Annotated in this window: 22 protein-coding genes and 2 tRNA genes; 11 read left to right on the top strand and 13 right to left on the bottom strand. The window is 69.4% G+C overall.

The window, feature by feature from the left end; genetic code table 11:
• Positions 1-36: 36 nt before the first annotated feature.
• The 4 genes from J9611_RS07145 to J9611_RS07160 form a co-directional block, all read right to left on the bottom strand.
• On the bottom strand, positions 37-1,197 hold the full coding sequence (locus J9611_RS07145; RefSeq protein ID WP_211878903.1) for a globin domain-containing protein: 1,161 nt from the start codon (positions 1,195-1,197) through the stop codon (positions 37-39).
• A gap of 210 nt (positions 1,198-1,407) precedes the next feature.
• A complete protein-coding gene (locus J9611_RS07150) occupies positions 1,408-1,857 on the bottom strand; it encodes an RrF2 family transcriptional regulator (RefSeq protein ID WP_211878904.1) in 450 nt (149 codons plus the stop codon).
• 20 nt (positions 1,858-1,877) lie between these two features.
• Entirely contained in the window at positions 1,878-2,354 is a 477-nt protein-coding gene (locus J9611_RS07155) for a hypothetical protein (protein ID WP_211878905.1), read from the bottom strand.
• A 3-nt stretch (positions 2,355-2,357) separates the two neighbouring features.
• On the bottom strand, positions 2,358-3,776 hold the full coding sequence (locus tag J9611_RS07160; RefSeq protein WP_211878906.1) for a phosphomannomutase/phosphoglucomutase: 1,419 nt from the start codon (positions 3,774-3,776) through the stop codon (positions 2,358-2,360).
• A 110-nt stretch (positions 3,777-3,886) separates the two neighbouring features.
• Between J9611_RS07160 and J9611_RS07165 the strand changes: the two genes are divergently transcribed.
• Positions 3,887-6,100 carry a RecQ family ATP-dependent DNA helicase gene (locus J9611_RS07165; RefSeq protein ID WP_211878907.1) on the top strand — a complete coding sequence of 738 codons (2,214 nt, stop codon included), beginning with the start codon at positions 3,887-3,889 and terminating at the stop codon, positions 6,098-6,100.
• Here the strand turns inward: J9611_RS07165 and J9611_RS07170 are convergent.
• The 3 genes from J9611_RS07170 to J9611_RS07180 form a co-directional block, all read right to left on the bottom strand.
• Positions 6,045-7,550 (bottom strand): MFS transporter, encoded by a 1,506-nt coding sequence (locus J9611_RS07170; RefSeq protein WP_211878908.1) that lies wholly within the window; start codon positions 7,548-7,550, stop codon positions 6,045-6,047. The genes J9611_RS07165 and J9611_RS07170 overlap by 56 nt on opposite strands.
• A gap of 211 nt (positions 7,551-7,761) precedes the next feature.
• Positions 7,762-7,849, bottom strand: a tRNA-Ser gene (locus J9611_RS07175).
• 161 nt (positions 7,850-8,010) lie between these two features.
• Positions 8,011-10,314 (bottom strand): prolyl oligopeptidase family serine peptidase, encoded by a 2,304-nt coding sequence (locus J9611_RS07180; protein WP_211878909.1) that lies wholly within the window; start codon positions 10,312-10,314, stop codon positions 8,011-8,013.
• A 99-nt stretch (positions 10,315-10,413) separates the two neighbouring features.
• On the opposite strand from J9611_RS07180, the gene J9611_RS07185 reads away from it, so the two are divergent.
• Positions 10,414-12,486 carry an FAD/NAD(P)-binding protein gene (locus tag J9611_RS07185; protein WP_211878910.1) on the top strand — a complete coding sequence of 691 codons (2,073 nt, stop codon included), beginning with the start codon at positions 10,414-10,416 and terminating at the stop codon, positions 12,484-12,486.
• Between the two features lie 109 nt (positions 12,487-12,595).
• Here the strand turns inward: J9611_RS07185 and J9611_RS07190 are convergent, their stop codons facing one another.
• Positions 12,596-13,393, bottom strand: coding sequence for a VOC family protein (locus J9611_RS07190; protein ID WP_211878911.1), 798 nt, complete (start codon positions 13,391-13,393; stop codon positions 12,596-12,598).
• A gap of 336 nt (positions 13,394-13,729) precedes the next feature.
• Here J9611_RS07190 and J9611_RS21770 point away from each other — a divergent pair, with 336 nt between their 5' ends.
• The gene (locus tag J9611_RS21770) at positions 13,730-14,677 is read left to right on the top strand and encodes an endonuclease domain-containing protein (protein ID WP_246527488.1); all 948 of its coding nucleotides are present in this window, start codon (positions 13,730-13,732) and stop codon (positions 14,675-14,677) included.
• 177 nt (positions 14,678-14,854) lie between these two features.
• Here J9611_RS21770 and J9611_RS07200 read toward each other — a convergent pair.
• A tRNA-Ser gene (locus tag J9611_RS07200) sits at positions 14,855-14,942 on the bottom strand.
• Positions 14,943-15,103: 161 nt separating this feature from the next.
• Between J9611_RS07200 and J9611_RS07205 the strand changes: the two genes are divergently transcribed.
• The 6 genes from J9611_RS07205 to J9611_RS07230 all read left to right on the top strand — a co-directional run bounded on the left by J9611_RS07205 (position 15,104) and on the right by J9611_RS07230 (position 20,753).
• On the top strand, positions 15,104-16,087 hold the full coding sequence (locus J9611_RS07205; RefSeq protein ID WP_211878912.1) for an NAD(P)H-quinone oxidoreductase: 984 nt from the start codon (positions 15,104-15,106) through the stop codon (positions 16,085-16,087).
• 134 nt (positions 16,088-16,221) lie between these two features.
• Complete coding sequence (locus J9611_RS07210) at positions 16,222-16,758, top strand: PadR family transcriptional regulator (protein ID WP_211878913.1); 537 nt, start codon at positions 16,222-16,224, stop codon at positions 16,756-16,758.
• Between the two features lie 168 nt (positions 16,759-16,926).
• Positions 16,927-19,227, top strand: coding sequence for a carbon starvation CstA family protein (locus J9611_RS07215; protein WP_211878914.1), 2,301 nt, complete (start codon positions 16,927-16,929; stop codon positions 19,225-19,227).
• A gap of 13 nt (positions 19,228-19,240) precedes the next feature.
• Complete coding sequence (locus J9611_RS07220) at positions 19,241-19,432, top strand: YbdD/YjiX family protein (protein ID WP_211878915.1); 192 nt, start codon at positions 19,241-19,243, stop codon at positions 19,430-19,432.
• 147 nt (positions 19,433-19,579) lie between these two features.
• Positions 19,580-20,278 (top strand): bacterial proteasome activator family protein, encoded by a 699-nt coding sequence (locus J9611_RS07225; RefSeq protein WP_211878916.1) that lies wholly within the window; start codon positions 19,580-19,582, stop codon positions 20,276-20,278.
• 7 nt (positions 20,279-20,285) lie between these two features.
• A complete protein-coding gene (locus J9611_RS07230) occupies positions 20,286-20,753 on the top strand; it encodes a hypothetical protein (RefSeq protein WP_211878917.1) in 468 nt (155 codons plus the stop codon).
• Between the two features lie 83 nt (positions 20,754-20,836).
• On the opposite strand, the gene J9611_RS07235 is transcribed toward J9611_RS07230, so the two are convergent.
• The 3 genes from J9611_RS07235 to J9611_RS07245 are packed head-to-tail and all read right to left on the bottom strand — an operon-like array spanning position 20,837 to position 22,518.
• The gene (locus tag J9611_RS07235) at positions 20,837-21,100 is read right to left on the bottom strand and encodes a hypothetical protein (RefSeq protein ID WP_211878951.1); all 264 of its coding nucleotides are present in this window, start codon (positions 21,098-21,100) and stop codon (positions 20,837-20,839) included.
• Positions 21,101-21,139: 39 nt separating this feature from the next.
• Positions 21,140-22,123, bottom strand: a complete 984-nt coding sequence (locus tag J9611_RS07240) for a hypothetical protein (RefSeq protein WP_211878918.1) — start codon at positions 22,121-22,123, stop codon at positions 21,140-21,142.
• 35 nt (positions 22,124-22,158) lie between these two features.
• Positions 22,159-22,518, bottom strand: a complete 360-nt coding sequence (locus J9611_RS07245; protein WP_211878919.1) for a hypothetical protein — start codon at positions 22,516-22,518, stop codon at positions 22,159-22,161.
• 611 nt (positions 22,519-23,129) lie between these two features.
• Here J9611_RS07245 and J9611_RS07250 point away from each other — a divergent pair.
• The gene (locus J9611_RS07250) at positions 23,130-25,109 is read left to right on the top strand and encodes an APC family permease (RefSeq protein WP_211878920.1); all 1,980 of its coding nucleotides are present in this window, start codon (positions 23,130-23,132) and stop codon (positions 25,107-25,109) included.
• A gap of 84 nt (positions 25,110-25,193) precedes the next feature.
• Here J9611_RS07250 and J9611_RS07255 read toward each other — a convergent pair whose 3' ends face one another.
• Positions 25,194-25,358 (bottom strand): hypothetical protein, encoded by a 165-nt coding sequence (locus J9611_RS07255; protein ID WP_211878921.1) that lies wholly within the window; start codon positions 25,356-25,358, stop codon positions 25,194-25,196.
• 177 nt (positions 25,359-25,535) lie between these two features.
• Between J9611_RS07255 and J9611_RS07260 the strand changes: the two genes are divergently transcribed.
• Positions 25,536-25,916, top strand: coding sequence for a hypothetical protein (locus J9611_RS07260; protein ID WP_211878923.1), 381 nt, complete (start codon positions 25,536-25,538; stop codon positions 25,914-25,916).
• Positions 25,917-26,466 lie beyond the last annotated feature (550 nt).

Genomic DNA, 26,466 nt, shown 5'->3' on the forward strand with positions numbered 1-26,466 from the left:
CATCCGCCCTGATCTGCCCACCGGCCGGGCCAGGACCTAGCTGGCGAGCCAGATGTCCGGGCCGAAGACCTCGTAGTGGATCTTCGTGGCGGGAATGCCGGCGTTGATGGCCTCATTGCGGATGTTCTTCATGAACGGCAGCGGCCCGCACAGGTACAACGAGGCGTTCGCCGGCAGGTCCACTTCGCGCAGGGACATGAAGCCCGCCTTCGCGCCGGCTGCCGGCTGTTCAAGCCAGAGCTGGAGGTCCGCGCCCTCGAGGCGCTCGACGTCGTCCGTCATCTGCCCGCGCAGCGCCCAGCTGTCCAGGCTGCTTTCCGCGTGCAGGACCAGGACCTGGCGGTCCGAGCCGGACTCGGCCAGGGAGCGCAGGATGGAGGCGGTGGGGGTGCAGCCGATGCCGGCCGAGGCGAGCACCACCGGGCCGTCGCCCTCCTTGAGCGTGATCTCGCCGTAGGGGTTGGAGATGTCCAGGACGTCGCCGACCTTCACGCTGTGGTGCAGCACCGGCGAGACCTCGCCGCCGTCGTCCAGCTTGGTGGTGAAGGTGCGGCCGGTGCCGGCAGCGCCGGAGAGCGAGTACTGGCGGACCTGGCGCAGGCCGTCCGGGAGCGTGACCTTGACGCTGACGTACTGGCCGGGAAGGGCGGGGGTGATGGGGGTGTCGTCCGCAGGTTCCAGGGTGAAGGTCATGGAGCCGGTGCCCGCGGGGGACTTGGCGGCGACCCGCCAGGGGCTCCACATCCTGCCGTTGGCCTGGGCGGCGTAGAGGCCCTTTTCGAGCTTGATCAGCGCGTCCGCCATCAGCCAGTAGACCTCGGTCCAGGCTTCGGCGATCTCGGGGGTGATGACCTCGGCGAGGTCCTCGGCGATGGCGGCGAAGAGGTGCTCGTAGACCACCTGGTACTGGGGTTCGGTGATGCCCAGGGAGGCGTGGCGGTGGGCGATGCGGGACAGCACGGTCTCCGGCAGGGTGCCGGGGTTGTTCACCAGGTGGCTGGCGAAAGCGGCGATGCTTCCGGCCAGCGCCTGCTGCTGGTCGCCGGAGCGCTGGTTCGAGCGGCTGAAGAGCCCGTCCAGCAGTTCGGGGTGCGCGGCGAAGAGGCGGGCGTAGAACTTGGGGGTGATGTCACCGATCCGGGAACCGACCAGCGGCAGGGTGGCCTCGATGACGGGGAAGGACTTGTCCGAGAGCATGCTGACTCCTGAGATTAGTGGTCCGGGGTCTGGAACCGGACCGTGCCGAAATACCTGCATTTTAAATACGAGTATCTACACCTAAGTTCTACCGGGCGTAGAAAACATTTCCAAATCGGCGGTGTTCCCGGGCGTGGCGGAGGGAGGCCCGGATCCCGGACCGGGGTGCAGCTCCGTTTGGAACCAGCTCAGAACCGGGTCAGCGGCGGTTCACAACCCGGCGCGCAGGCCGATCGCCTGGAACACGGGGGTCATCTGGCTGGACGTGGGCAGTGAGGCGACGACGACGTCGTCGAGTTCGCGGTAGAAGGCCTCGCGGGCGCGGGACAAGGCTACCCTGAGCCGGCATTCGGTGATCAGCGGGCATGCCCCGGCGTCCGCCACGCAGTCGGCCAGGTCCAGCCGGGAGTCCAGCTGCCGCAGGAGCTGGCCCACGGTGGCGGCGCGGCCCGCGCTGCTGAGCCGGGAACCGCCGGTGCGGCCGCGCTCGACGTCGATCATGCCCAGTTCGCGCAGTTTCGCCATCGCCTTGCTGACGTGGTTGTACGGCGTGCGCACGGCGTCGGCGATGCTCTGGGTGGTCAGCAGGCCGCCGCCGGGTGCGGCGGCGAGCACCATCATGGCGCGCAGGCTCACGTCCGCGAAGGCGTTGATCTTCATGACACCAGCTTACGGCCGGTCTAGTCCACCCAGACGACGGGCTCGTTGGTGTCCGCGGCGAGCTCGCCGAACTCCAACTCGTGCGTCGCGGGGTTTGCGGCATACGGCAGGACCGCGGCGAACAGGGAGCCGTCCCGGTGCTCGGCGGCCACATGGATGGCGTCGGTGGCCTCTTCCAGCAGCGTGATGTCGCAGACGACGGCGGCCGCGCGGAAGTCGTCCCGGTTCTGCCGGAGCAGTTCGTTGAGGTCGCCGATCATGGCGTCCGCATCGAAGTCGGCGTCCGTGCCCTCGGCGGCATCCGCGGGGGTCACGGCCACGAGCCGGACCTCGCCGTCGTTCTGGACGACCAGCGCGAACGGCAGGAAGCCGCCGTTGCGTTCCAGCTGCTCCTGCGCGGCACCGACGCCGGTGCCCAGCAGGTTTTCCAGGTCCGTGGCGCTGGCCTCCGGCACCGAACGGCGCCAGGAGCCGACGTTCGCGGGGGATTCCGTCATGCCCTAGCCCCGCACCAGCGCCAGGACCCGGTCGCGGACGCGTTCCATCGTGGCGGTGTCGGTGGCCTCCACGTTCAGGCGGAGGAACGGCTCGGTGTTGGAGGGGCGCAGGTTGAACCAGAAGCTGCCGTCCGTGGCGATGAACGTGCTGCCGTCCAAGTGGTCCACCTCGACGTCCTCGCCCTCGAAGTCCGCCCGGACCCGTTCCACGGCCGCGGCCTTGTCCTCGATTTCCGAGTTGATCTCGCCCGAGGACGTGTAGGGCTCGTATTCGCGGCACAGCTCGGAGAGCGGTCCGTCCTGTTCGCTGAGGGCGGCCAGGACGTGCATGGCCGCCAGCATCCCGGTGTCCGCGTTCCAGAAGTCCCGGAAGTAGAAGTGCGCCGAGTGCTCGCCGCCGAAGGCTGCCCCTTCCTCGGCCATCACTGCCTTGATGAACGAGTGTCCCACCCGGGTGCGGACGGCCCGGCCGCCGTGGCGTTCGACGAGTTCGGGCACGGCCCGGGAGGTCAGCAGGTTGTGGATGATGGTGGGGGTTTCCTCGCCGAGGCCCTGCGCGCGGGCGATCTCGCGGCGGGCCACCATCCCGGTGATGGCCGACGGCGAGACCGGCTCGCCCTTCTCGTCGATCACGAAGCAGCGGTCGGCGTCGCCGTCGAACGCCAGGCCGAGGTCCGCGCCGTGCTCGAGGACGGCGGCCTGCAGGTCGCGCAGGTTGGCCGGATCCAGCGGGTTGGCAGGGTGGTTCGGGAAGGACCCGTCGAGCTCGAAGTACAGCGGGACGATCTCGAAGGGCAGCCCGGGCAGCAGGGCATCGCCGAGCACCGCCGGGGTGGTCAGGCCCGCCATGCCGTTGCCGGCGTCGACGACCACCTTCAGCGGCCGCGAGCCGCGGAGGTCGACCAGGCTGCGCAGGTACTCCGCATAGCCCTTCAGGACATCGTGCACGCCGATCAGGCCGCGGGTGCCGGCAGCGGGGATGGTGCCGGCGTTGAGGTACTCCTCGGCGCGGGCCTGGATTTCCTTGAGCCCGGTTTCGGACGAGATCGGCACCGCGCCGGCCTTGGCCATCTTGATGCCGTTGTACTCGGCCGGGTTGTGGCTGGCGGTGAACGTGACGCCCGCTGCATTGAGGGCACCGCAGGCGTAGTAGAGCTCGTCCGTGGAGATCAGGTCCAGGAGCTGGACGTTGGCTCCGCGCGTGGCCGCGCCATCGGAGAAGGCCTTGCCGAACTCGGGGGAGGAGGGGCGCATGTCGCCGCCCACCAGCACGGTCTCGCCGGCGAGTTCCAGGACGTCCACGAAGGCTGCACCGACGGCTTCGACGATTTCCGCGGTGATGGAATCGCCCACAATTCCGCGCACGTCGTAGGCCTTGAACGAAGCCGAGAGGTCATAGGTCTTTGTCTTGTCCGTAGTCACGGGTCTTATCTTACGTTGAACCCGAAAAGCCCTGTGGAGGGAAAGCCGGTTTGTCCACATGGCGGAGTCCCTGCTTCGTGGCTGTCGGAAGGGGCTGGGATACTGAAGCAATGGCCAATACCCAGAACGCTGCCGTCCTTTCCGTTTCCGACCCCTCCGCCCCGGCTGCCGCGGCCGGCGGCCCGGCGGTGGACCCGGGGACGCGGGAACAGGCCCAGGCGGTGCTGCGGGAGCTCGTGGGGCACCCGGCTGCCGAGTTCCACGACGGCCAGTTCGAGGCCATCGAGGCGCTCGTCGACGGCGGCCGGCGGGCCCTGGTGGTGCAGCGCACCGGCTGGGGAAAATCGGCCGTGTACTTTGTCGCCTCCCTGCTGCTGCGGCGCCGCGGGGCCGGACCTACGCTCATTGTCTCCCCGCTGCTGGCGCTCATGCGCGACCAGGTGGCCGCGGCCGCCCGGGCCGGGGTCCGGGCCGTGGCCATCAACTCCGCGAACCAGCTGGACTGGGACACCGTCCGGGAGCAGCTGGCGGGCGACGAGGTCGATGTGCTGCTGGTCTCGCCCGAGCGGCTCACCAACCCGTCCTTCCGCGAGAACCAGCTGCCCGAGCTGATCCGCCGCACCGGGCTCCTGGTGATCGACGAGGCCCACTGCATCTCGGACTGGGGCCATGACTTCCGTCCGGACTACCGGCGCATCGCGGACCTGATCACCCAGCTTCCGGACACGGTGCCCGTGCTCGCCACCACAGCCACCGCCAACTCCCGGGTGGTCCACGACATCGAGGAACAGCTCGGCGAGGGCGTGCTGACCATCCGCGGCGCCCTGGGCCGCGAGTCGCTGCGGCTCGGCGTGCTGGACCTGCCGGACTCCCGCGACCGGCTCGGCTGGCTGCTGACCCACCTGGCGGACCTGCCCGGCAGCGGCATCATCTACACCCTCACCGTCTCCGCCGCCGAGGATACCGCCCGCCTGCTGGCCGAAGCCGGCCACGAGGTGCTCGCCTACACCGGCCGCACCGACCCCGCGGACCGGGAACGCGCGGAGCAGCTCCTCAAGGACAACCAGGTCAAGGCCCTCGTGGCCACGTCCGCCCTCGGCATGGGCTTCGACAAACCGGACCTCGGCTTCGTCGTGCACTTGGGGGCGCCGTCGTCCCCCGTGGCCTACTACCAGCAGGTGGGCCGCGCCGGCCGTGGCGCCGCGAACGCCGACGTGCTGCTGCTGCCCGGTTCCGAGGACCGCGACATCTGGCAGTACTTCGCGACCGCGTCCATGCCCTCGGAAGCGAAGGCGGCCGCCGTGCTGGGTGCCCTCGCCGACGCCGGATCCGCCGTGTCCACGGTGGCCCTCGAGGCGCGGGTGGACCTGCGCCGGACGCCGCTGGAGCTCCTGCTCAAGGTCCTGGCCGTGGACGGCGCCGTGGAACGGGTCGGCGGCGGCTGGCGTTCCACCGGCCGGCCCTGGACGTACGACGCCGACCGGTACGGCCGGATCGCGGAGGCCCGGGTGGATGAGCAGGACTCCATGGTGATCTACCAGGACACGGCAGGCTGCCGGATGGAGTACATCACCTCGGTCCTCGACGACGAAACCGCCCGCGCCTGCGGCCGCTGCGACAACTGCGCGGGCCGCTGGTTCCCCACCGACATTGCCTCCTCCGCCACGGAAGCCGCCGGCCAGACGCTGAGCCGCGCGGGCATCGTCCTGGAGCCGCGGCTGCAGTGGCCCAGCGGGATGGACCGGCTGGGAGTGTCCGTGAAGGGCAAGATCAAGCCCGGGGAAAGCGTGGCCGACGGCCGGGCGCTGGCGCGGCTGACGGACCTGGGCTGGGGCGGTGCGCTGCGGGAGACCTTCGCCGCGGGCGCACCGGACCGCCCCGTGGACCCCGGCATGCTGCAGGCCTGCGTCCAGGTCCTGCGCGAGTGGGGAACCGGGGACGCCCGCAACCCTGGCTGGAGCGGGGCCGGCCGTCCTGCCGCGATCATCAGCGTTCCCTCCCGGAGCAGGCCGGGACTGGTCGATTCCCTGGCCCGGGGCATTTCCGGGATCGGCCGCATCCCGTATCTGGGCCAGCTGCAGCCCGGACACGGCGGCCCGACGGGCGGCCGCGGCGGCAACAGCGCGTACCGGCTCGCGGGCGTGTGGGACAGGCTCGTCGTCGGGCCGGAGCTGGAAGCGGCCTTGGCCGGGATCCGGGGCCAGAGCGTGATGCTGGTGGATGACCTGGTCGACAGCCGCTGGACGGTCACGGTCGCCGGCCGGGCGCTCAGGCTCGCGGGCGCGGGGGCCGTGCTGCCGCTGGTGCTCGGCCAGGCCGGCTGACCGCGGATCCGGCATGGCGGGGAAGCGCCAGGCTGTCCAGGGTGCTCAGGAGCATGACCCCCGCGATGGCCAGGAACGCGCCCCGGTACGGTGCCACCGGATCGCCTCCGGCGGCACCCGGGCCCGCCAGGGCGCCCGCTGACTCGAAAATCCGGAGCAGCAGCGCCCCGACGGCGATCCCGGCGCCGGTCGCGAGCTGCACCAGGGTGGCAGAGACGGCGTTGGCGGACGGCAGTTCGGCGGGAACGACGTCGGCGTACTGGACCGTCGCGTAGGCCGAGAACCCGATGGACCGGAATGCGCCGCTGCCCACCAGCAGGGCGAAGATCAGCGGCTCCGGAGTTCCGGCGTCGAGCAGTGCGCACAGCGCGAACGTGGCAGCGGAGGCCAGCGAGGCGAACACCAGCACCGGCCTGAACCCGAAGCGCCGGATGAGCGGAGTGGTGGCCGGTTTGATCCCGATGTTGCCCACGAACACCGCGGCCACCAGGATCCCGGCGTGCAGCGGGTCCCAGCCGAAACCGTTCTGGAACATCAGGGGCAGCAGGAACGGCACGGAACTGATGGTCAGGCGGTAGGCGAAGCCGCCGGTGGCGGTCGCGCGGAACGTGCGGGTCGAGAAGACCGAGAGGTTGAACAGGGGGTTCCGCGCCCGCCGCATCCACAGCACGGCGCCAGCCAGGGAAAGCAGTCCGGCGGCGATGCTGAGGGCCGCCGGCGTCCCGGATGCCTGGCCGCCGGCAAGCTCCAGGCCCACCACCAGGGCGCCGACACCCAGGGTGGTGAGGGCCAGGCCGGGCCAGTCCAGGCGGCGGTTGCCGTCACCCGCGGCGGACGGCACGAGGCGGAGGGCGGCCAGGAACGCGGCCAGCCCGAGCGGGAGGTTGATGAGGAAGATCCAGTGCCAGGACAGGTACGTGGTGAGTGCCCCGCCCACCAGGGGTGCGAGGACCGGCGCCAGCAGCCCGGGCCATACGAGGTAGGCGGTGGCCCGCAGCAGATCCTTCTTCGGCGTGCCGCGCAGCACCACGAGGGTGCCCACCGGGACCATCATGGCGCCGCCCGCGCCCTGCAGCACCCGGCTCAGGGTCAGCATCGTCAGGTCCTGGCTGAGCGCGCAGAGCAGCGACGCGGCGGTGAAGGTGGCGATGGCCAGGCAGAAGACCCGGCGTGCCCCGAGCCGCTCCGCCAGCCAGCCGCTGAGCGGGATCCCCATCGCCACCGTCATGAGATAGGCGGTCATGGTGATGTTGACGTCTGCGGCCGCCACCGAGAAGTCCGCGGCGATGCTGGGCATCGCGGTGGTGAGCACCGTCCCGTCGAGGAATTCCATGAAGAATGTTGCGGCGACGAGCAGGGCCAGGCGCGGGCTCCACGCCTCCGGCGCTGCGGCGGCGCCGTTGTGGCCGCCGCCTCCGGTGGTCGCGTCAGGGTCGTTGTTGCTCGGCATGGGCCTATCCTGCCATCCGGGCGCGGCCGAAGGCGCAACGCGTCCGGCCCCCGGACGCGTTACGCCCGGAGGCGCGGGCAGATCAGGGCGGATGGAGGCCTGCCATCCGCCCTGATCTGCCCGCGGACATCAGCAGCGCCCGGTGCCCGGGATCGATGCCGGCAAATCCCCGGGTACGCAAAAGGCCCCGGTCCAGGACCGGGGCCAAACGCGGAGACGGGGGGATTTGAACCCCCGGTGGAGTTGTGCCCCACACTTCATTAGCAGTGAAGCCCATTCGGCCGCTCTGGCACGTCTCCAATTGCTACTAAGTAGCCAACCAAGGATACGCAGAAGGTGCCACGCAGTGCAAAACGGCCGACGCGGGGTCACTCCGCGCCCATGCCGGCCCGCCGTATGGGCAGGATCTGACCCCGCGTTCCTCCCTCGACGCGGGTCAGGCGCCGGGTCAGGCGCCGGGTCAGGCGCCCCGGCCGGCCAGCGAACGCCAGAGGAAGTGCTGGCTGCGGCTCTGCAGCGCCGCCGCCTGGCGGTTGTCCGAGGCGCCCGCGTGGCCGCCTTCGAGCGACTCGTGGAACCAGACGTTGGGGATGCCCATCGCCTGCATCCTCGCGGCCATCTTGCGGGCCTGGACAGGCCCCACCCGGTCATCGGACGTGGCGGTCCAGATGAACGTTTCCGGATAGTCCACGCCGTCCTTGAGCAGGTGGTAGGGCGAGAACGTCCTGATGAAGTCCCACTGCTCCGGCACATCGGGGTCGCCGTATTCGGCGATCCAGGAGTACCCGGCGGACAGCTTGCTGTACCGGCGCATGTCCAGCAGCGGCACCCCGCAGGACACGGCGCCGAACAGCCCGGGGTACTTGGTGAGCATGTTGCCCACCAACAGGCCGCCGTTGGAACCGCCCACGCACCCGAGCCGCTGCCGCGAGGTGACCCCGCGGGAGATGAGGTCCTGCGCCACGGCCGCGAAGTCCTCGTACGCCCGGTGCCTGTTCTCCTGCAGCGCGGCCCGGTGCCACGCCGGCCCGTATTCGCCGCCGCCGCGGATGTTCGCCACGACGTAGACCCCGCCGCGGGAATGCGGGGCTTCCCCGTCGGCGCCGGCGGATTCCGCGGTGCGCCGTTCCAGCCAGGCCCGCCCGATCACGCCGCTGTAGGCCGGCGTCCGGGAGATCTCGAAGCCGCCGTAGCCGGAGAGCTGGGTGGGATTCTGGCCGTCCAGCACGAGGTCCTTGGAAGCCACCTGGAAGTACGGCACCCGGGTGCCGTCCGTGGACACGGCGAAGTGCTGCTGGACCTCGTAGGCCTCGTCATTGAAGAACGACGGCGAGGAGCGGATCACCTCGTGCGTGCTGGCGATGCCGGCGCCGGCATCGCCAGATGCACTGTCAGGGGCGCGTTTCAGGGTGCCACGGGTGAGCGTGCTCGGCGTGGTGAAGCCGGTGGCCACGAGCCAGAAGTCGTTCCCCGCGCCGGGGGCAACCTCCTCCGTCACCGCGCGGGCGCCCCCGGTACCGTCGTCGTCGGAGCCCTCCGCGTCGTCTTCGTCGTCGACGGCGTAGGCCGTCACGTCATGCAGCGGTGGGCAGGCGTCCAGCACGGTGGCAGCCCAGGCCGCGTCCGTGCCGGGACGCTGCGGATCCAGCACCCGGATCTCCGAGGACACGTCCCGCAGCAGGTTCAGCAGCAGGAAGTCCCGTGTCCAGCTCCAGGACTGCAGGGAGGTGTTCGCGTCGGGGGTGAACAGCACGGACAGGTCCCGTTCGCCGGCAAGGAACGCCTCGAAATCCGCCACGAGCAGGGATCCGGCCGGGTAGGTTGCGCCGTTGACGGTCCAGTCACGCTGCGGCCGGAACAGCAGCCATTCGCGGTGTGAGCTCAGGTTCACGTCGGCCGGAACGTCGAGCTGCACCCACTCGTTCCCGCGCAGCACCGAGGTGTTCTTCTCGAAGAAACTGATCCAGTCCACGGCGAAGGTCCGCTCGAACCCGGGGGTGGAATCGTGGGCCACCAGCGCCATCATGTGCTCTTCGGGGATCTCGAACAGCCGCTCGGCCGTGGCCAGCGACCCGCCGCGGCGCAGTTTCACGCCGGTCCGGGCATAGGAGGAGGTGGTGCTGGGCAGCCCGTCGGCGGTGCTGGCCACGAGCAGCGTGTCCGCGTCCAGCCAGGAGGCGTTGCCCTTCGCCGTCGGCAGGTCGAAGCCGCCCGCCGCCGGGTCCACGAAGCTGCGGCGCTCGACGTCGAACTCGCGGTGGCGGTTCGCGTCGCCGCCGTCGGGGGAGAGGGCCAGCAGTGCCCGCCGGTGCGGTTCCCCGGCGGCCGGGCGGAGGAAGGTGGCGCCGTGGAAGACCCATTCCTGGCCTTCCGCCGCGGCCAGGGCATCCACGTCCAGGAGGATGTCCCATTCGGGTGACCCGCCCCGGTAGCTCTCCCAGCCGGTGCGGCGCCACAGGCCCTTGGGGTTCTCCCGGTCCTTCCAGAAGTTGTAGTACCACTCGCCGTGCTTGCCGACCATGGCGATCCGGTCCGTGGAATCGAGCACCTCGAGGATGCTGGCTTCAAGTCCGGCGTAGTCCGCATCCTCCAGCAGTTCCTCGGTCCGGGCATTCTGCTCCCGTACCCAGGCCAGTTGCTCCTCGCCGTAGATGTCCTCCAGCCAGATGTTCTCGTCGACGGGTTCGGAGCCGGCCCCGGCGCCCGCTGTTGATGCGGTGTTGGGGCCGGACGCGGGCTGATGGTCAGCTTCAGTGGTGGTCATGGCCCCCATCCAAGCAACATCTTCGCGCCGGTAGCAAGTCACACGGCGGGCCAGGTGGAACGTCAGGCCAGGACCACAGATGCCGATACGCTGGAGCCCGTGGGCACAGCGCAGAATATCCGGACGGCACTGATAGGCGCCGGTCCCCGGGGCACGAGCGTGCTGGAGCGGCTGCTGGCCAACTGGGCACAGGCCGGCGCCGGGCACGGGGGCGCGCAGGCCCTCCACATCGATGTGATCGACCCGTATCCCGCGGGCCCCGGCCACGTGTGGCAGCCCGGCCAGTCCCGGCTGTACCTGATGAACACGCAGTCCTTCTATCCCACGGTCGTCCCGGAGGACCCGGAGGACCCGGAGCTCGCGGAACCGCTGGCCGGACACACCTTCGACCGCTGGCGTGAACTGCAGCAGCGGCACCCCCATCCCTCGCTGGCCGCGCAGGAACGTCACGAACTGTCCGGGCTGGGCCCGGCGGACTTCCCCAGCCGCGCCCTGTACGGGCGCTACCTCCGCCGCACCGTCGAGGAACTGCTCACGCGCCTGCCGGCCGGCGTCACGGTGGACTTCCACGAGACCGCTGCGACGTCCGTCCGGCGCGCAGGCGCCGGGCAGAACGGGGACGTGAGGTTCGACGTCGGGCTCGCGGACGGCGCGGTGCTCACGGTCGGCTCCGTCGTGCTGGCCCTGGGCCATCTTGACGCGCGGCTGAACCCGGAGCAGCGGGAGCTGCAGGCCGCGGCGGAGGAGTTGGGGCTGCTCTACTTCCCGCCGGCCGCCCCGGCCGACGTCGACTGGTCCCGGATCCCGGCGGTCAAACCGGTCCTGGTCCGTGGCATGGGCCTGAACTTCTTCGACATGATGGGCCAGCTGACCGAGGGGCGCGGCGGCACGTTCCTGGCTGCAGACACAGCCGTGGAGGGAGGCGCGGGGCTGAGGTACCTGCCGTCGGGCCGCGAACCGCTCATCATCGCCGCCTCGCGCCGCGGCACCCCGTACCGGGCCAAGGCCGCCCTGTCCGGGTATTACCCTGCCGCCGTGTCGCTGCGGTACTGCACGGAGGCCGCCCTGGCGAGGTTCGCCGCGGCGGGGATCCGGCCGGCCTTCGACCACGACCTCTGGCCGCTCCTGCACCGGGACGCGCTCTGGGCCTACTACTCCACGCTGGCGCGCTCGCAGCCCGGGGCCATCCTCACCGATCCCGCGGAATTCCTGCGCGCCCTGGACGCGGCCCTGCGCCCGCACGCGCACACCACGGCCAAATGGGAGGGCGCCGTGGACTCCGTGATCGATGTGCACGTCCGGCCGGCCCACCGCCTGGACCTGCTGGGCCTCGCGGCGCCCCTGGCCGGGCGGTCCTTCGGCTCCCGGGCGGAGCTGGACGCGGCGGTCGTCGACTATCTGCTCGACGACGCCCGGCGTTCGGCGGTGGGGGAGGACGACCCGGTCAAGATGACGATCGGCGCCCTGCATCACGGCCGAGCGGTGCTCAAAACAGCCGTGGCGGACGGCGGCATCACGGACGAGTCGTGGGTCGCGGGGCTCCGCGGCTGGTTCGAATCGTTCGTCGAAGGCCTCGCCAGCGGTCCGCCCGCGCTGCGTGCCGAACAGCTCGCGGCCCTGGTCCGCGCTGGCGTCGTCCGGTTCGTCGGACCGGACCCCAAGTTCGGCGTCGACCGCAAGGCGGGGACCTTTACCGCGGCCTCGCCGTGGGTCGGCGGCGGCCCGGACGCCGGGGCGGAAGGCGGCGTCGTCGTGGGCGATCCGGTGGCGGCCGCGGCCATGATCGAGGCACTCGCGCCGGCCAACCGCGTGAGCGTCAACAAGTCACCGCTGCTGGAACAATTGCTCGCCGAGGGACTCGTGCGCCCGCGCCTGATGATGACGGCGGAGGGCACCCCGGTGCAGACCTCGGGCCTGGACGTCACCCCGCACCCGTACCGGCCACTGGGCGCGAACGGCTCCGTGACGGAGGGCCTGTACGTTCTGGGGCTCCAGCTCTCCGCCGCACAGTGGGGCACCGCGATCGCGGCCGAGGCCCGGCAGAAGAACGGCCCGGCCTACCGCAGCGGCCAGCGCACCCTGCGCGACGCCGACGAGATCGCCCGCGGCATCCTCGGTTTCCAGCCGCACCAAAAAATGAGCATGCCCCACGTACGCGCCCACGAAAAATGAGCATGCCCCACCCCCGGGCTGAGCAGTGGACATTTGGGCAATATGTCCACTGCTGCGGCCCGGGGGAGGGCATGCTCACTGGGTGAAGGGTTTGGAAATCAGGCTCCCGCTACGGGGTCTCGCCGCCTCCGCGGGGCAGTTCCTGGCTGATCATGAAAATGGCGCCCGTCGGGTCGGTCAGGGTGGCATTCCGGCCGTAGGGGGTGTCTTCGGGTGGCCGGACAACGCTGCCGCCCAGCTCAACGGCCTTGGCGATGGCGGCGTCGGCGTTCTCCACGCCGAAGTAGACGATCCAGTTGGAGGGCACGCCTTCCGGGAGGAAACCGGAGGCGTCCAGGATCCCGGCCTTGGCCGCGTCTCCGGCGCCGAGGGTGGTGTACCGGAACTCGGGGGTGTCGCTGAGGACGGCGGTGTCCCAGCCGAAGGCGTCCTGGTAGAACTTGACCGCCTTGTCATAGTCCTTGGTGTGGAGCTCATGCCAGACGGGGGCACCGGGCTCGGCGGCCAGTTGGTAGCCCTTGTGTTCCAGGGGCTGCCAGACGCCGATCGAGGCGCCGGACGGGTCGCCGAAGATGGCCATGTGGCCCTGTTCGGGAACATGCATCGGTTCCATGTAGACCTGGCCGCCGTTCGCGGTCACGGCAGCGGCGGCGGCCGCGGCGTCGCCGGTCTGCAGGTAGGTGGACCACATGTCCGGCATCGCGGCCTGGGCTTCCATCTTCTGCATGACGCCGGCGACGGACTTTCCGTCCTTGGAGGCGGTGATGTAGCCGCCGTATTTCTCCTGGTCGCCGGCCTCGAATGTCCAGCCAAAAAGTTCGCCGTAGAACGACTTGGCCTTTTCAGTGTCCGATGTCATCAGGTCGATCCAGCACGGTGCGCCGTTGGAGTGCTCGGGTGTAGGCATGTAGGGCTCCTGCTCTGTCCTGCGGCCGGTCACTTGTTGTGGCGGCCGCCAGCTTCGGGTGGTGGGTGGAGACAACAGAGAGACTATGCCGGGGCACTGACGGTTTCAATGGACCGGCGGAATTGCCGCCGGGTTCGCGGGTCGATTCGCGCGTCAGCGGACCCGGCGTCGGAGGCAGATCAGGGCGGTGGACCGGTCCGTATCCGCCCTGATCTGCCCACATTGCCGGCCAACTTCCCGCGACGGCTGCCGTGCGCTGCCTCCGCGCTGCCGTCCTGTCGCTGCGTCTGTGGATAACCGGCGGCACCGGCAGCCGGACTGTGGCCTAATGTTCGAATGGCGACAGCGAAACCCTTGCCCGAGGCACTGGCGGCGGCCTCGTTCACGATCGGCGAAGCCAGGCTCCACGGACTCTCCCCGTGGCGGGCCAAGGCCGCGGACATCCACGTGCCAAGCCGCGGGATCAGGGTGCCGGCCGGGCGGGAACAGCCGCTCCTGGCGCGGGCCCGCCCCTACACGCGGCTGGGGACGGCCGACACCGTCAGCTTCGACTCGGCCGCCGACATCCACCGCTTCAAGTTACCCGGCGACCCGGTGAACGCCGGGTCGGCGCCTTCGGCAAGGCTCCTGCATCTGACCAGAAACGGCTCCGCCGCCCCGCGCCGAAAGGGGGTCGTCGGCCACCGCTCCGAATTGGCGCCCACCGAAATCGTGATTCTGCAGGGCGTTCCGGTCACCTCCATTCCCCGCACCTTGCTCGATCTGGCGGGAACGGGAACCTTGAGCCGCGATGACATCGTGGTCATTGTCGACGACCTCATCTGCGAACATTCGCGCGCCCGGTACCCGCGGGCAGCGCGGATACCGCTGCGGGAGCTTCTTCGCTACGCAGAGCAGAAACGCCCCGTGGCAGGGCTTCCGCTGCTTCGGAGCGCACTCCAGCTGGTTCGGGTCGGCGCCGATTCGCCGCCCGAAACCCGGCTCCGACTGCTGTTCGGACGCTCCGCCCTGCCGGCCTTTGAAGCGAACTACGTCCTCATGGACTCCCTCGGCACTCCGTTGTGGGTAGACCTGGCATGCCCGGAATACCGTCTGGCGGTGGAGTACGACGGCGCCCATCACCTGACGCCCGCCCAGCAGCAGCTCGATGCCCTGCGCCGCGAGCGTACTGCCGATGCCGGCTGGCGGCAGCTGGTCATCAACAAAGTCGATGTCCGGAACGGTGAGGACTGGGTGCTGACCCGCGTCCGGCTGGCCCTGCGGGCGCAGGGCTGGACCGGATAAGCCGGGAATGCCATGCCACCGGTCGAGGCTGGGCAGATCAGGGCGAATCGGCGGCCCCTATCCGCCCTGATCTGCCCGCAACCCGTGCCCGCTCCCGCGTCAGTCCCGCGGGCCGCTCCCGGACGCAAAAATGCCCCGGGCTCCTGCGGGAATCGCAGCAGCCTGGGGCATTGTTCGCGGAAGGTAAGAGATTCGAACTCTTGGTACGGGGTTACCGCACACTGGTTTTCAAGACCAGCTCCATCGGCCGCTCGGACAACCTTCCCTACCGAGTAGTGTTCCATAGGCGGTCGGCTGCAACAAAAAAACGCGGCCGGGCTCGCGGGCGGGCGCGGCCGCTCCACATAGTCTTGAGGGACGTCGTTCCTGACACGGTGTGCCGCCGGCGCATTCCTGCACGAAATGAGTTAGAAATCGGAGTTCTCCATGAAGGCTGTCTACATCTCAGAGCCCGGCGGCCCCGAGGCCCTGGACGTCCGTGAGGTCCCGGCCCCGGTGCCGGGCCCCGGCGAGGTGCTGATCGACGTCGTTGCCGCCGGGCTTAACCGCGCCGACGTCCACCAGCGCCAGGGCCACTACCCGCCGCCCCCGGGCGCCTCGGAAATTCCCGGCCTGGAGGTTTCCGGCCGGATCGCGGGCTTCGGCCCGGGAGTGAGCAAACCGTTCTCGGTGGGGGACAAGGTGGTGGCGCTCCTCGCCGGCGGCGGATACGCCGGGCAGGTGGCCGTTCCGGCCGGGCAGGTGCTGAGGATTCCCGACGGCGTGGACCTGGTCACCGCGGCGTCGCTGCCGGAAATCGCCGCCACCGTCTACTCCAACCTGATCATGACGGCGCAGCTGCAGCCGGGGGAAACAGTGCTCATCCACGGGGCGACGGGCGGGATCGGCACGATGGCCATCCAGCTGGCGAAGGCCTTAGGCGCCCGCGTGGCCACCACGGCCGGCACCGCGGAGAAGGTCGGCACGGCGAAGGCGTTCCTCGGAGCGGACATCGCCATCAACTACGCCGAGGAGGACTTCCCGGAGAGCCTGCGCGCGCAGAACGGCGGCAAGGGCGCGGACGTGATCCTCGACGTCGTCGGGGCCAAATACCTCAAGCAGAACGTCGATGCCCTGGCCGATTACGGACGGCTCGTGGTGATCGGGCTGCAGGGCGGGGCCAAGGGGGAACTGGACCTGGGGAAGCTCCTGAAGAAGCGGGCCGCCATCATCGCCACGTCGCTGCGTCCCCGCCCGGTCGAGGAGAAGACGGTGATCATGAACGCGGTGCGCGACGCCGTCTGGCCGCTGCTTGCGGATGGACGGATCAGGCCGCTGGTGGCCAAGACCTTCCCGCTGGAGCAGGTCCGGGCCGCACACGAGTACTTCGATTCCGGCGAGCATGTGGGCAAGGTCCTGCTGGTGATGTAGGACCGCCTGGCGTCCACGCGTCCGGCCGCCCGTTTTGCTTCGGCGTCCTGAATGACGCTACTGTGAGCATATACGCGGTATACACGCGTCTTGGGGCGCGTGTATACCGTCGTCCGGCTACCTCCGGGAGCACAATGTCCATCCGTCACAGCCTCCTGGCCCTGCTGCAGGACCGGCCGCGCTACGGTTACCAGCTCAGGGCCGAATTCGAGGACCGCACCGGCTCGTCCTGGCCGCTGAACATCGGGCAGGTGTACACCACCCTGGACCGTCTGGAGCGTGACGGCCTCGTCCGCAAAGAGGGCGGCGACGGCGAAGGCCACGTCATCTACAGCATCACCGAGGACGGCCTGGCCGAAGCCGGCGGCTGGTTCGCTTCCCCCGTGGCCCGCACCAATCCGCCGCGGAACGAGCTGGCCATCAAACTGGCCCTCGGCCTGACCATTCCCGGAGTCGACGTCGGAGCCATCATCCAGACCCAGCGCAGCGTCTCCATCAAGGCCCTGCAGGACTACACCAAGTCCCGGCGCGACATGTCGGCGCGGCAGCGGCCGGCCGACACCGCCAGGCTCCTGGTCCTGGACTCCCTCGTCTTCCAGACCGAAGCAGAGGTCCGCTGGCTGGATCTCTGCGAAGCCCGGCTCATGCAGCTGGCGAACCCGCCGCGATAGGGCCCCCGTCGGGCGCCTCCCCGACCGTTCGTCGCGCCGTCACCCCCGCCGGGCGCAGGACCTTTGCGCCGGGCGCGGGACCGTTCCGCCGGGAAGGCAGGGTTGGTAGGGTGCCATGGGCCCGGCAGGAGGGCTAGCCTTTTTTAAGCGGGTCCCCAAGGAGGAGACATGAGCACAATGCCTGATGGCAAGCCGCGTAGCGCAGGACTCGACGACGGCCCGACCCCGGACCCGGCCCTTCCGGCCCCGTCCGTGGACGAGGCCGTACGGGAAGCCGAGGAACGGAAATGGACGCCCGCAAAGATCGCACTGTGGGTGGCGATCTCCCTGTTGGGCGCCGTTGCCTGGTTCATGGTGGCGATTGTCCGCGGCGAGACCGTCAACGCCATCTGGTTCGTGTTTGCCGCAGTGTGCACCTACCTGATCGGCTACCGCTTCTACTCCAAGTTCATTGAGCGCCACCTGCTCCGGCCGAACGACCGCCGTGCCACCCCGGCGGAATACAAAGCCGACGGCAAGGACTACGTCCGCACGGACCGCAACGTCCTGTTCGGCCACCATTTCGCCGCGATCGCCGGCGCCGGCCCGCTGGTGGGCCCGATCATCGCCGCCCAGATGGGCTACCTCCCGGGCACCATCTGGATCATCATCGGCGTCGTCCTGGCAGGCGCAGTCCAGGACTACCTGGTCATGTTCTTCTCCATGCGCCGCGGCGGCCGTTCCCTGGGCCAGATGGCCCGCGAGGAACTCGGCGTCATCGGCGGCACCGCCGCGCTGGTCGCCACCCTGCTGATCATGGTGATCATCGTTGCCATCCTGGCCCTCGTGGTCGTGAACGCGCTGGCCGAAAGCCCGTGGGGTGTCTTCTCCGTCGGCATGACCATCCCGATCGCCCTCTTCATGGGCGTCTACCTCCGTCACCTCCGCCCGGGCAAGATCCTGGAAGTCTCGCTGATCGGCTTCGTGCTCCTCCTGGCGGCCATCATCGGCGGCGGCGCCGTCGCCGGCACCGAATGGGGTGCCGCGCTCTTCACCCTGGACAAGGTCACCCTCGCCTGGGCCCTCATCGTCTACGGCTTCATCGCCGCGATCCTGCCGGTCTGGCTGCTGCTGGCCCCGCGTGACTACCTGTCCACCTTCATGAAGATCGGCGTCATCGCGATGCTGGCCCTTGCCGTCATCGTGGTCCGCCCCGAGATCACCGTCCCGGCGTTCAGCGAATTCGCCAGCCGCGACAACGGCCCGGTCTTCCCGGGAGCGCTTTTCCCCTTCCTGTTCGTGACGATCGCCTGTGGTGCCCTGTCGGGCTTCCACGCGCTGATCTCCTCCGGCACCACGCCGAAGCTGATAGAGAAGGAACGCCAGAGCCGCTACATCGGTTACGGCGGCATGCTGATGGAGTCCTTCGTGGCGATCATGGCACTGGTGGCCGCGATCTCGATCGACCGCGGGCTCTACTTCGCGATGAACGCTCCCGCTGCCCTGACCGGCGGCACCGTGGAAACCGCCGCCGCCTGGGTCAACAGCCTGGGCCTGTCCGGCGTGAACCTCAGCCCGGGCCTGCTCTCTGAGACGGCCGCCAATGTCGGTGAAGAGAGCATCATCTCCCGCACCGGCGGCGCGCCCACCCTGGCCGTGGGCCTCGCCCACATCATGCAGCAGTTCATCGGCGGCACCGCGATGATGGCCTTCTGGTACCACTTCGCCATCATGTTCGAGGCCCTGTTCATCCTCACCGCGGTCGACGCCGGCACCCGGGTGGCGCGGTTCATGCTGCAGGATTCGATCGGCAACCTCGTGCCGAAGTTCAAGGAGCACTCCTGGCGGCCGGGGGCCTGGCTCTGCACCGCCGTCATGGTGGGCGCCTGGGGTGCCGTGCTCCTGATGGGCGTCACGGATCCGCTGGGCGGCATCAATACGCTCTTCCCGCTGTTCGGCATCGCCAACCAGCTGCTGGCCGCCATTGCGCTGGCCGTCTGCCTGGCCATCGTGGCCAAGCGAGGCTCCTTCAGGTACCTGTGGATCGCGGCCCTCCCGCTGGCGTTCGCGGCCGTTGTCACCATCACGGCCAGCTACCAGAAGATCTTCTCCGCCACTCCGGCTGTGGGCTACTTCGCCAACAACGCCGCCTTCTCCAAGGCGCTGGCGGAAGGCAAGACGTCCTTCGGAACCGCCAAGACCGTCGCGGCCATGGAGGCAGTGGTCCGCAACACCATGATCCAGGGGTGGCTGTCGGTGATCTTCGTGGTCCTCAGCATCATCGTCATCGTCACTGCGCTCGCGGCCACCGTGACGTCCTTCCGCAACGCAGCCAAGGGGATTCCGAACGCCGACCACGAGGATCCGGCCCGCGCGTCCCGGGTGTTCGCCCCGGCCGGCCTCATTCCGACGGCCGCCGAACGCGAGCTGATGGCGCAGTGGGACAAGCTGCCGGCCGGGCAGCGTTTCGAGACGGCCAGGCGCCACTGATGCGGAGCCGGCGATGAATGCCATGCTGGCGGGATTCCGGGGGCTGGCCCACTACCTGAACGGGGTCCTGGGCGCGGACGCGTACGAGAAATACCTGGAGCATCATGCCGCCTCCGGGCACACGGATCCGCCGATGACCGAGCGTGAGTTCTGGCGGGACCGGAACGACCGCCAGGACAGCAACCCGCAGGGCCGGTGCTGCTGACCGGTTGAGGCCGCCGCCGGAAGGCGCCGTCCGGCACAACAGTGTCCGACGGCGCCTTCCGCTGTTTCGTGACGCGCTTGGCAGCGCGGGAAAGCAACAGGGGAAGACGACACGATCCGTGCGTACCGCACCGTGAGAGTATGAAGCATGAGCGATCCGAACGGACCCCAGACCGGCGACGATGTGCCCGTCGAAGGCACCACCCTGGACGACGACCCGGCCGTGGCCGACGGGCGCCGGACGCCACACGGCCTCAGCCCGACGCCACGCCTGACCCCGACGCCACCCGGCTCCGCCCAGGCAGCCGCTGCCGGGCTGGCCGCTGTGCCCAAAGGCAGCCAGCTCCAGGACCTGGTGGACCAACCGGCGAAAGTCATGCGGATCGGCACCATGATCAAGCAGCTGCTGGACGAAGTGAAGTCTGCGCCGCTGGACGATGCGGCCCGCGTCCGGCTGGCCGAAATCCATGAACGCTCCATCAGGGAGCTGGAGGACGGGCTCGCCCCCGAACTCGTCGAGGAACTCGAACGGATCCACCTTCCGTTCCCCGAGGACGCCACCCCCTCGGACGCCGAACTGCGGATTGCCCAGGCCCAGCTGGTCGGCTGGCTCGAAGGCCTCTTCCACGGCATCCAGACGGCGATCGCGGCGCAGCACGCCGCGCGGGAGCACGCCTTCGCGCAGATGCAGCTCCGCCAGCTGCCGCCCGGGACCATGATCGCCCCCGGCGTGATCATCGGGGAGAACGGTGAACCGCAGCGCGCCGCCGCGCCGAGGCCCGGCGCGGCTCCCTCGCAGCGTCCGGTGCCCGCCGACCCGGACCACGGCCCCGGCCAGTACCTCTAGGACACCCTTGGGATTCTTCAGTGCCGCCCGGCAGGGACGGAAAGACGACGCCGAACTCGGCAAGGGCCTGTGGCGGCGTGCCCACGGCCGCTTCACGCGCGGGCTGGACCGGTACCACCAGGTCCTGGAAGGGGTGGAGGACGAAACCCACTACGCCGAACTCGTGGACATCGCCGACGAGCTGTCCGCCGTCTCGGACCGGGTCCGGCGGATCTGCGTCGAGGCGCAGCGGCGCTCACCCAGCGACGGTCTGGACAACCCGGGAGCGCTGGCGGCCGTGCACCGCTCGCTGTCCATGGCCGGCAACTCCCTGGCCACGACGGCGGAAGCGGCGGCCATGCTCAGGCTCGGCCTCGGGGCTGTCCCTGCGGGCGCCGCGTCGGTGCGGCGGCGCGCGGAATCCGTGCTGGAACAGGTCAACGACGCCGAACGGCGGCTGGCTGAAGGCGCCCCGGGAGTCCGGGAGTCCGGCTGAGCAGGACTTCCCTTCCCGGGTTATGCGCCTGGCATAGCTCCGGCCCTGCGTCGGCCGGACCGGCGAGCCCTTGGAGAGCCCGATCAGGCGGCGGCGCGGCCCCGCCGCAGGGGAACGGGGTCGACGACGGCCCAGCCGTCCTCATCCGCGACACTCCGGTCGGCGAAACGTTCCGCGGCTGCGGCGTCGTCGAAGATTTCGGTGCGGACGCGGCCGCAGTCGGTGTCCCAGTACGTCACTTCGAAGTACCTGACTTCCGCATACGCTGCCGCCCCGTAGCCGGCGTAGCCACGGACAGCGTCTCCACAAACAGCGTCTCCACAAACAGGGTCCTGGTTGTTTTCCATGAATCCAGTCTGCGACCGGCCCCTGACAGTACAGGCCAATCACTCCGGCGTGTTGCCGAGCCGCAGCACACGTTCCCGGGCCAGATCCTCTTTGCGCCGTTCCTTGTCCGCGGCGCGGGCGGCCTGCTGGGCCCTGGCGGCTGCCACGTCACGCCGTTTCCGCGCCGCCTTGAGCTCCTCCTCGGCCCGCTCCAGCTGCTCCCTGAGGGATTGCGTCTCCTCGGCCAGCGTGGCTGCTGCCGCGGTCGCCTCCGCCAGTTCCGCCTCGTAGCGGCGGCCTTCCCTCACAGCCGAGCGGGCCGCCTCCTCGGCGTCCCGCAGCCCGGCCTGGGCGCGTTCCCGCGCCGAGGGTGCGGGCCTCCGGGGCGCCTCCCGGACGGCCCGCAACCTGGGCTGCTCCGCCGGCTGTTCCGCCGGCCGCTTACCGGCGGCCGCTGCCGGGACGGCTCCCGAGGGCGCCGCACCGGCGGCCGCGGCTCCAGCGGGCCCGGCACCAGCGGGTACCGCGACGGCACCTGCCAGATCGACGACGTCGACCCCGTCCGCGGACAGTGTCCGCAGCAGCCTGCCGCTCCGCACGGCAGCGGCGGCTCCCTCGTCGGCCGTGGCCGCCCGCAGCGTCTGTTCAACTTCCGTGGCGACCGCATCGCTGATCTTCCGCCCCTGCTGCTCCGCCACGGCGCGGGCAGCCTTCACCGCGAGGTTCAGGAGCAGGCGCCGTTCCTGGCCCAGCCTGCGCAATTCCGCCGCATCCAAGGCGGACTGCGCCGCGCGCATGGACTGTCCCAACTCGGCCAGCTCCCGAAGCGTTCCGGGACGGAGCGCCGCGAGCATGTTCACTGCCCAGGCTCCCACGGACGGTTTGGGCAGGGACCGGACCTCGGTGGCCAGGGACCGCTGTTCCTGGCCGGCGGGAACCTCACCGGCCACTTCCTTGGCGGCGGCCGTCCGGGCGCCCACAAAATCATCAAACGGCAGGCCGTAGAGCTGCCCTGCAATGCCCGCCAGTTCCCCGTCTGCCATGCAAGAATCATAGGCCGACGACCTCTGGGCCGCGGCTACCGCCGGCAGTACCAGGAGTTCGGGTCCCACGAGAACGTCAGTCCCGCGCGGGCCCCGGAGCCGTACTGGATCATGCATGCCAGATCGAGGTCGATCCGGTTGGTGGTGTCGGAATCCTTGACGCACCGCCAGCTGCCGGCGTCGTTCCGGTCCAGGAGGACGGCCCGGAAGTGGAAGGCGTCGTAATATTGCGTGTTGCAGGCGCGCTGCATGTCGATGCCGCCGAGGACATCGGACGCGGCGACCGGCGCGGAGCCGGCCAGCAGGCCTGCCGTCATCAGGACGAAGACCGCCGCGGAGGTGGCAGCCCGGCGCGCGATCCCGGGCGAACCCACTTGAGGGAGAGGAGACTTCATGGGTTTCCCTATCTCTGGAAGGAAGCGCGCCGCGCCGCGGGCCGCGGACAGCGGCGTGATGAGGTGGGGGAGGGGGCGTTCGTTGCGCCCTGATCACCGTGTCTGAATGGTCCTTTCCGAGGCCGTCACGTGTTTCGGCAGACCGGCAAGCCTTGGGCAGGGCCGGCAACCACCACAGCGGTAGTGACGTTCTAGTCCTGGATGGGGGCGTTGTCAATGACTTTCCACTACGGCGGGCCTGACGGCTGCGCGTCATTCCTGGCCGGAGTCATCCAGGGAGGGGCTGTACGCCGTGAATCCTTCCCGGAGCCGGAGCTGGCAAGGCCGGCCCGGGGGCCGAGCCGCTCCCGGATGACTTCGAAGGTCGCACGTCCGGAGGCTGCGGCGACCCGCCGAAGCGCTGTCATCCATAGCACCCGGGCCCGATTCCGCTCCCCTTTTCAGAACCCGGTTTCCGCCGGCCCGTGCCGTTATCCCGCGTCTGCCCCGGCATCAAAATAACGTCAAGATTTTTCCCGGGCACGGGTCTTTTGCCCTGAACGGGGACTATGTTTGGACCGACGGGTCTTGGACGTCCGGGTGCGTTGAACCGGGAACTACAGGGGACGCAGATGAGCGGTACGGAGCGATACGCCATCCCTGCGGAGATCAGGCGGCCTCCGCCGGACACCGCCCGGAACACCGGCCTGGCAAGGTGGTTGCTGGAGGACCGTGTCCAGCCCGTGGTGGGCCCGGAAAGCGCAGAGGAACACGCCGGCCCGCAAGCATGGTGGAAGGTCATGTGCCTGACGGGCGTGGACTATTTCTCCACCCTGTCCTATCTGCCGGCCATCGCCGCGCTGGCGGCCGGGGCGCTCTCCCCGCTGGCGACGCTGCTGATCGTTGCCCTGACCCTACTGGGCATGCTGCCGATGTACCGCAGGGTAGCCCAGGAGAGCCCCCACGGCCAGGGGTCCGTGGCCATGCTGGAGAACCTCCTGCCGTTCTGGCGCGGAAAGATCTTCGTCCTGGTCCTGCTCGGATTTGTTGCGACGTCGTGGATCATCACCATCACCCTCTCGTCGGCCGACGCCACCGTGCACATGCTGGAGAACCCGTACCTCCATGATGTCCTGCAGGGCCAGGCCGTACCCGTCACCGTGGTGTTGCTGCTGGTCCTGGGCGGGGTGTTCCTGCTGGGATTCAGCGAGGCCGTCGTCGTGGCCATTCCCCTCGTGGCGGTGTTCCTGCTGCTCAACGCCGTCGTCATAGTGGCCGGGGTCGTCGAGGTTGCCGGTGATCCTGCCGTCCTGGCCCGCTGGACCGGGGACCTGGCCGCCCGCGGCGGACCCGGCGGCATCGCGGGACCGGCGCTGATTGCCTTCCCGCTGCTGGTTCTCGGCCTGTCCGGATTCGAAACCGGCGTGAGCATGATGCCCCTCGTCGCCGCGGAGGGAAGGACGCCGGAAGAACGCCTGGCCTCCCGGGTCAGGAACACCCGCAAATTACTGACGGCGGCGGCCGCCATCATGAGCGTCTATCTCCTCGGCAGCAGCTTTGTCACCACCGTGCTGATCCCGGCGAAGGAATTTCAGCCCGGGGGACAGGCCAGCGGACGGGCCCTCGCGTACCTGGCGCACCAGCAGCTGGGCAACACCTTCGGCACCATCTATGACATCAGCAGCATCCTCATCCTGTGGTTTGCCGGTGCCTCCGCCATGGCGGGCCTGATCAATATCGTTCCGCGATACCTGCCCTCGTACGGCATGGCCCCGGAATGGGGCCGGGCCGTCCGCCCTGTCGTGCTCGTCTACACGGCAGTCAGCGTGCTGATCACCATCGCGTTCCGTGCGGACGTCAACGCCCAGGCGGGCGCCTACGCCACCGGGGTCCTGGCCATGATGGTCTCCGGATCGGTCGCCGTCACGATCTCCGCTTTCCGGCGCCGGCAGCGGCAGGCCGGGCCCGCGTTCGCCCTGCTGTCGCTCATCCTGCTCTACGCGCTCGGCGCCAACGTCGTCGAAAAACCCGACGGACTGACCATCTCGGCCTTCTTCATCCTGGGCATTGTCGCCATCTCGCTGGTGTCCCGGGTGGCGCGGACCACGGAGCTGCGCGCTGACCTGATCCAGTTTGATGAGACCGCCCGCCGGTTCATCACCGACTCCCTGGATTACGACGGCGCGCTGAACCTCATCGCGAACCGCCGCCAGGCCGGGGACGCACAGGAATACGCGGAGAAGGAATTCGAACAACGCGGCCACAACGCCGTGCCCGGCGCCGCCGACGTCATCTTCCTTGAAGTCGACATCATCGACCCGTCCAACTTCGGCGGCACGCTTTCCGTGCACGGTGTCGAGGTGGCGGGCTACCGCGTCCTGCGCGTCGAAAGCCCTGCCGCGCCCAACGCCATCGCAGCAATCCTGCTCGCGCTCCGGGACGCCGCGGGGGTCATTCCGCACGCCTACTTCGAATGGTCGGAAGGCAGCCCCCTGGCGCACCTGATGCGCTACCTCCTCCTGGGCCGCGGCGACACGCCGCCGGTGGTGCGCGAGATCCTGCGCAGGCACGAGCCCGATCCTGCGCGAAGACCACGCATCCACGTCGGGTGACTGGGCCCTGCACTGATTGGCCCGGCTGATGGGCCTGCGGTTGCGGCGCTCGCCGTGTTCAGCCCCGGAGTCCCCGAAGGCCGCTCAGTCTTTCGGGTCGTCCTCGCCGGCCCGGTGATCCCCGGTCTGTGCCGAGGCTCGGGAGTCATAGTCCGGGTCAACGACAGGGGAGAGCGCGTCGGCGAGAAAATCTCGGGGGTTTTCGTCTCCGTCGGATTCGGGGCCTTCGTCGGCTGGTACATCGCTCATACGGCCACCTCGACCCCGGCCAGCGGTTCACGAGCGTACGATCGGGCGCCACGCACCTACAGTTATGTCTGGAAGTCAGAAGTGGGCCGGAACACGCCGGGCATTCAGCCTCACCCTCGACGGCGGCAGGGTCCGCCAGGCCGCCTTCGAGTTCACCAAATGACAGGGGGAGGTGCCATGACGGCACGGAGCTCAGTTCCAGGCCGGGTCATGTGGGCTGCCTTCACCGCTTTCGGACTGGTCCTGCTGGTCCTGGGCCTGGCCCAGAAGTTCTATCTCGGGACCGTCACGGATGCCTTCCAACGGGACCGGACCGGAAACACGCTCATCCTTGCCGGGGCACTGGTGATTCTGGCCTCAGCCGCCTGGTCCCGTCTCCGGACGGATCCGCTCCGGGTCACCCTGGCGGTGGCAGCCCCGGCCATCGTCGTCGGCTGCCTGAACCTGGTGATCGGAGACAGCCTGCTGCCGCACCTCGGAGCCCTGTTCGCGGTGCCCGCGGCTCTGGCCGGCATCATCGGAGGACTGTTGCGGTCCCGCCTTGGCGGCCGCAGCTGACCCCGGGAACGCAACAGGGCCGCTTCCGGAGGATGCTGCCCTGTTGGCGGGTCAGGCTATTCAGCCGTTCGCCGGCGGACTCGTTCCTGGTCCGGCAATCTCGAGCTGGGCTGTACGGATGGCCATCACAGCGGCAGAGGGCCAAACCGCTGTAGCGGTTGAGGACGCTGTTCTCACCGTAGCCGTGCTTGCCGGTCAGTGGTTGGAAGCCCGCAAACCAGCCCCACTAAAAATCGACAGCACCGCCCAGACCGGAAAACTCCCACCGCAGGACTTCGGATGCAGACCTGGGAGTCCTATGAGAGCAACCTGCGTCACCAAGTCCTGCCCGCCCTTGGCAAGGCGCGCGTGGCCGGCCTCACTACCCGGACTGTGAAAAAGCGATTCTTGGCATGTACGAGAATGAGGCCGGAACTGGGGACAGGACGGCGGCCATGGCAAGGCAGGTTCTTCAGCAAGTTATGGACTATTCGGTTCGTCAGGGGCATCGGCACGATAACCCCCGTTCGATCCGTTTCCAGTTCCGGAGCCTCGAAAGACTGGCTACTGG

This window comes from Pseudarthrobacter albicanus, from assembly GCF_018224015.1.
Taxonomy (GTDB): Bacteria; Actinomycetota; Actinomycetes; order Actinomycetales; family Micrococcaceae; genus Arthrobacter; species Arthrobacter albicanus.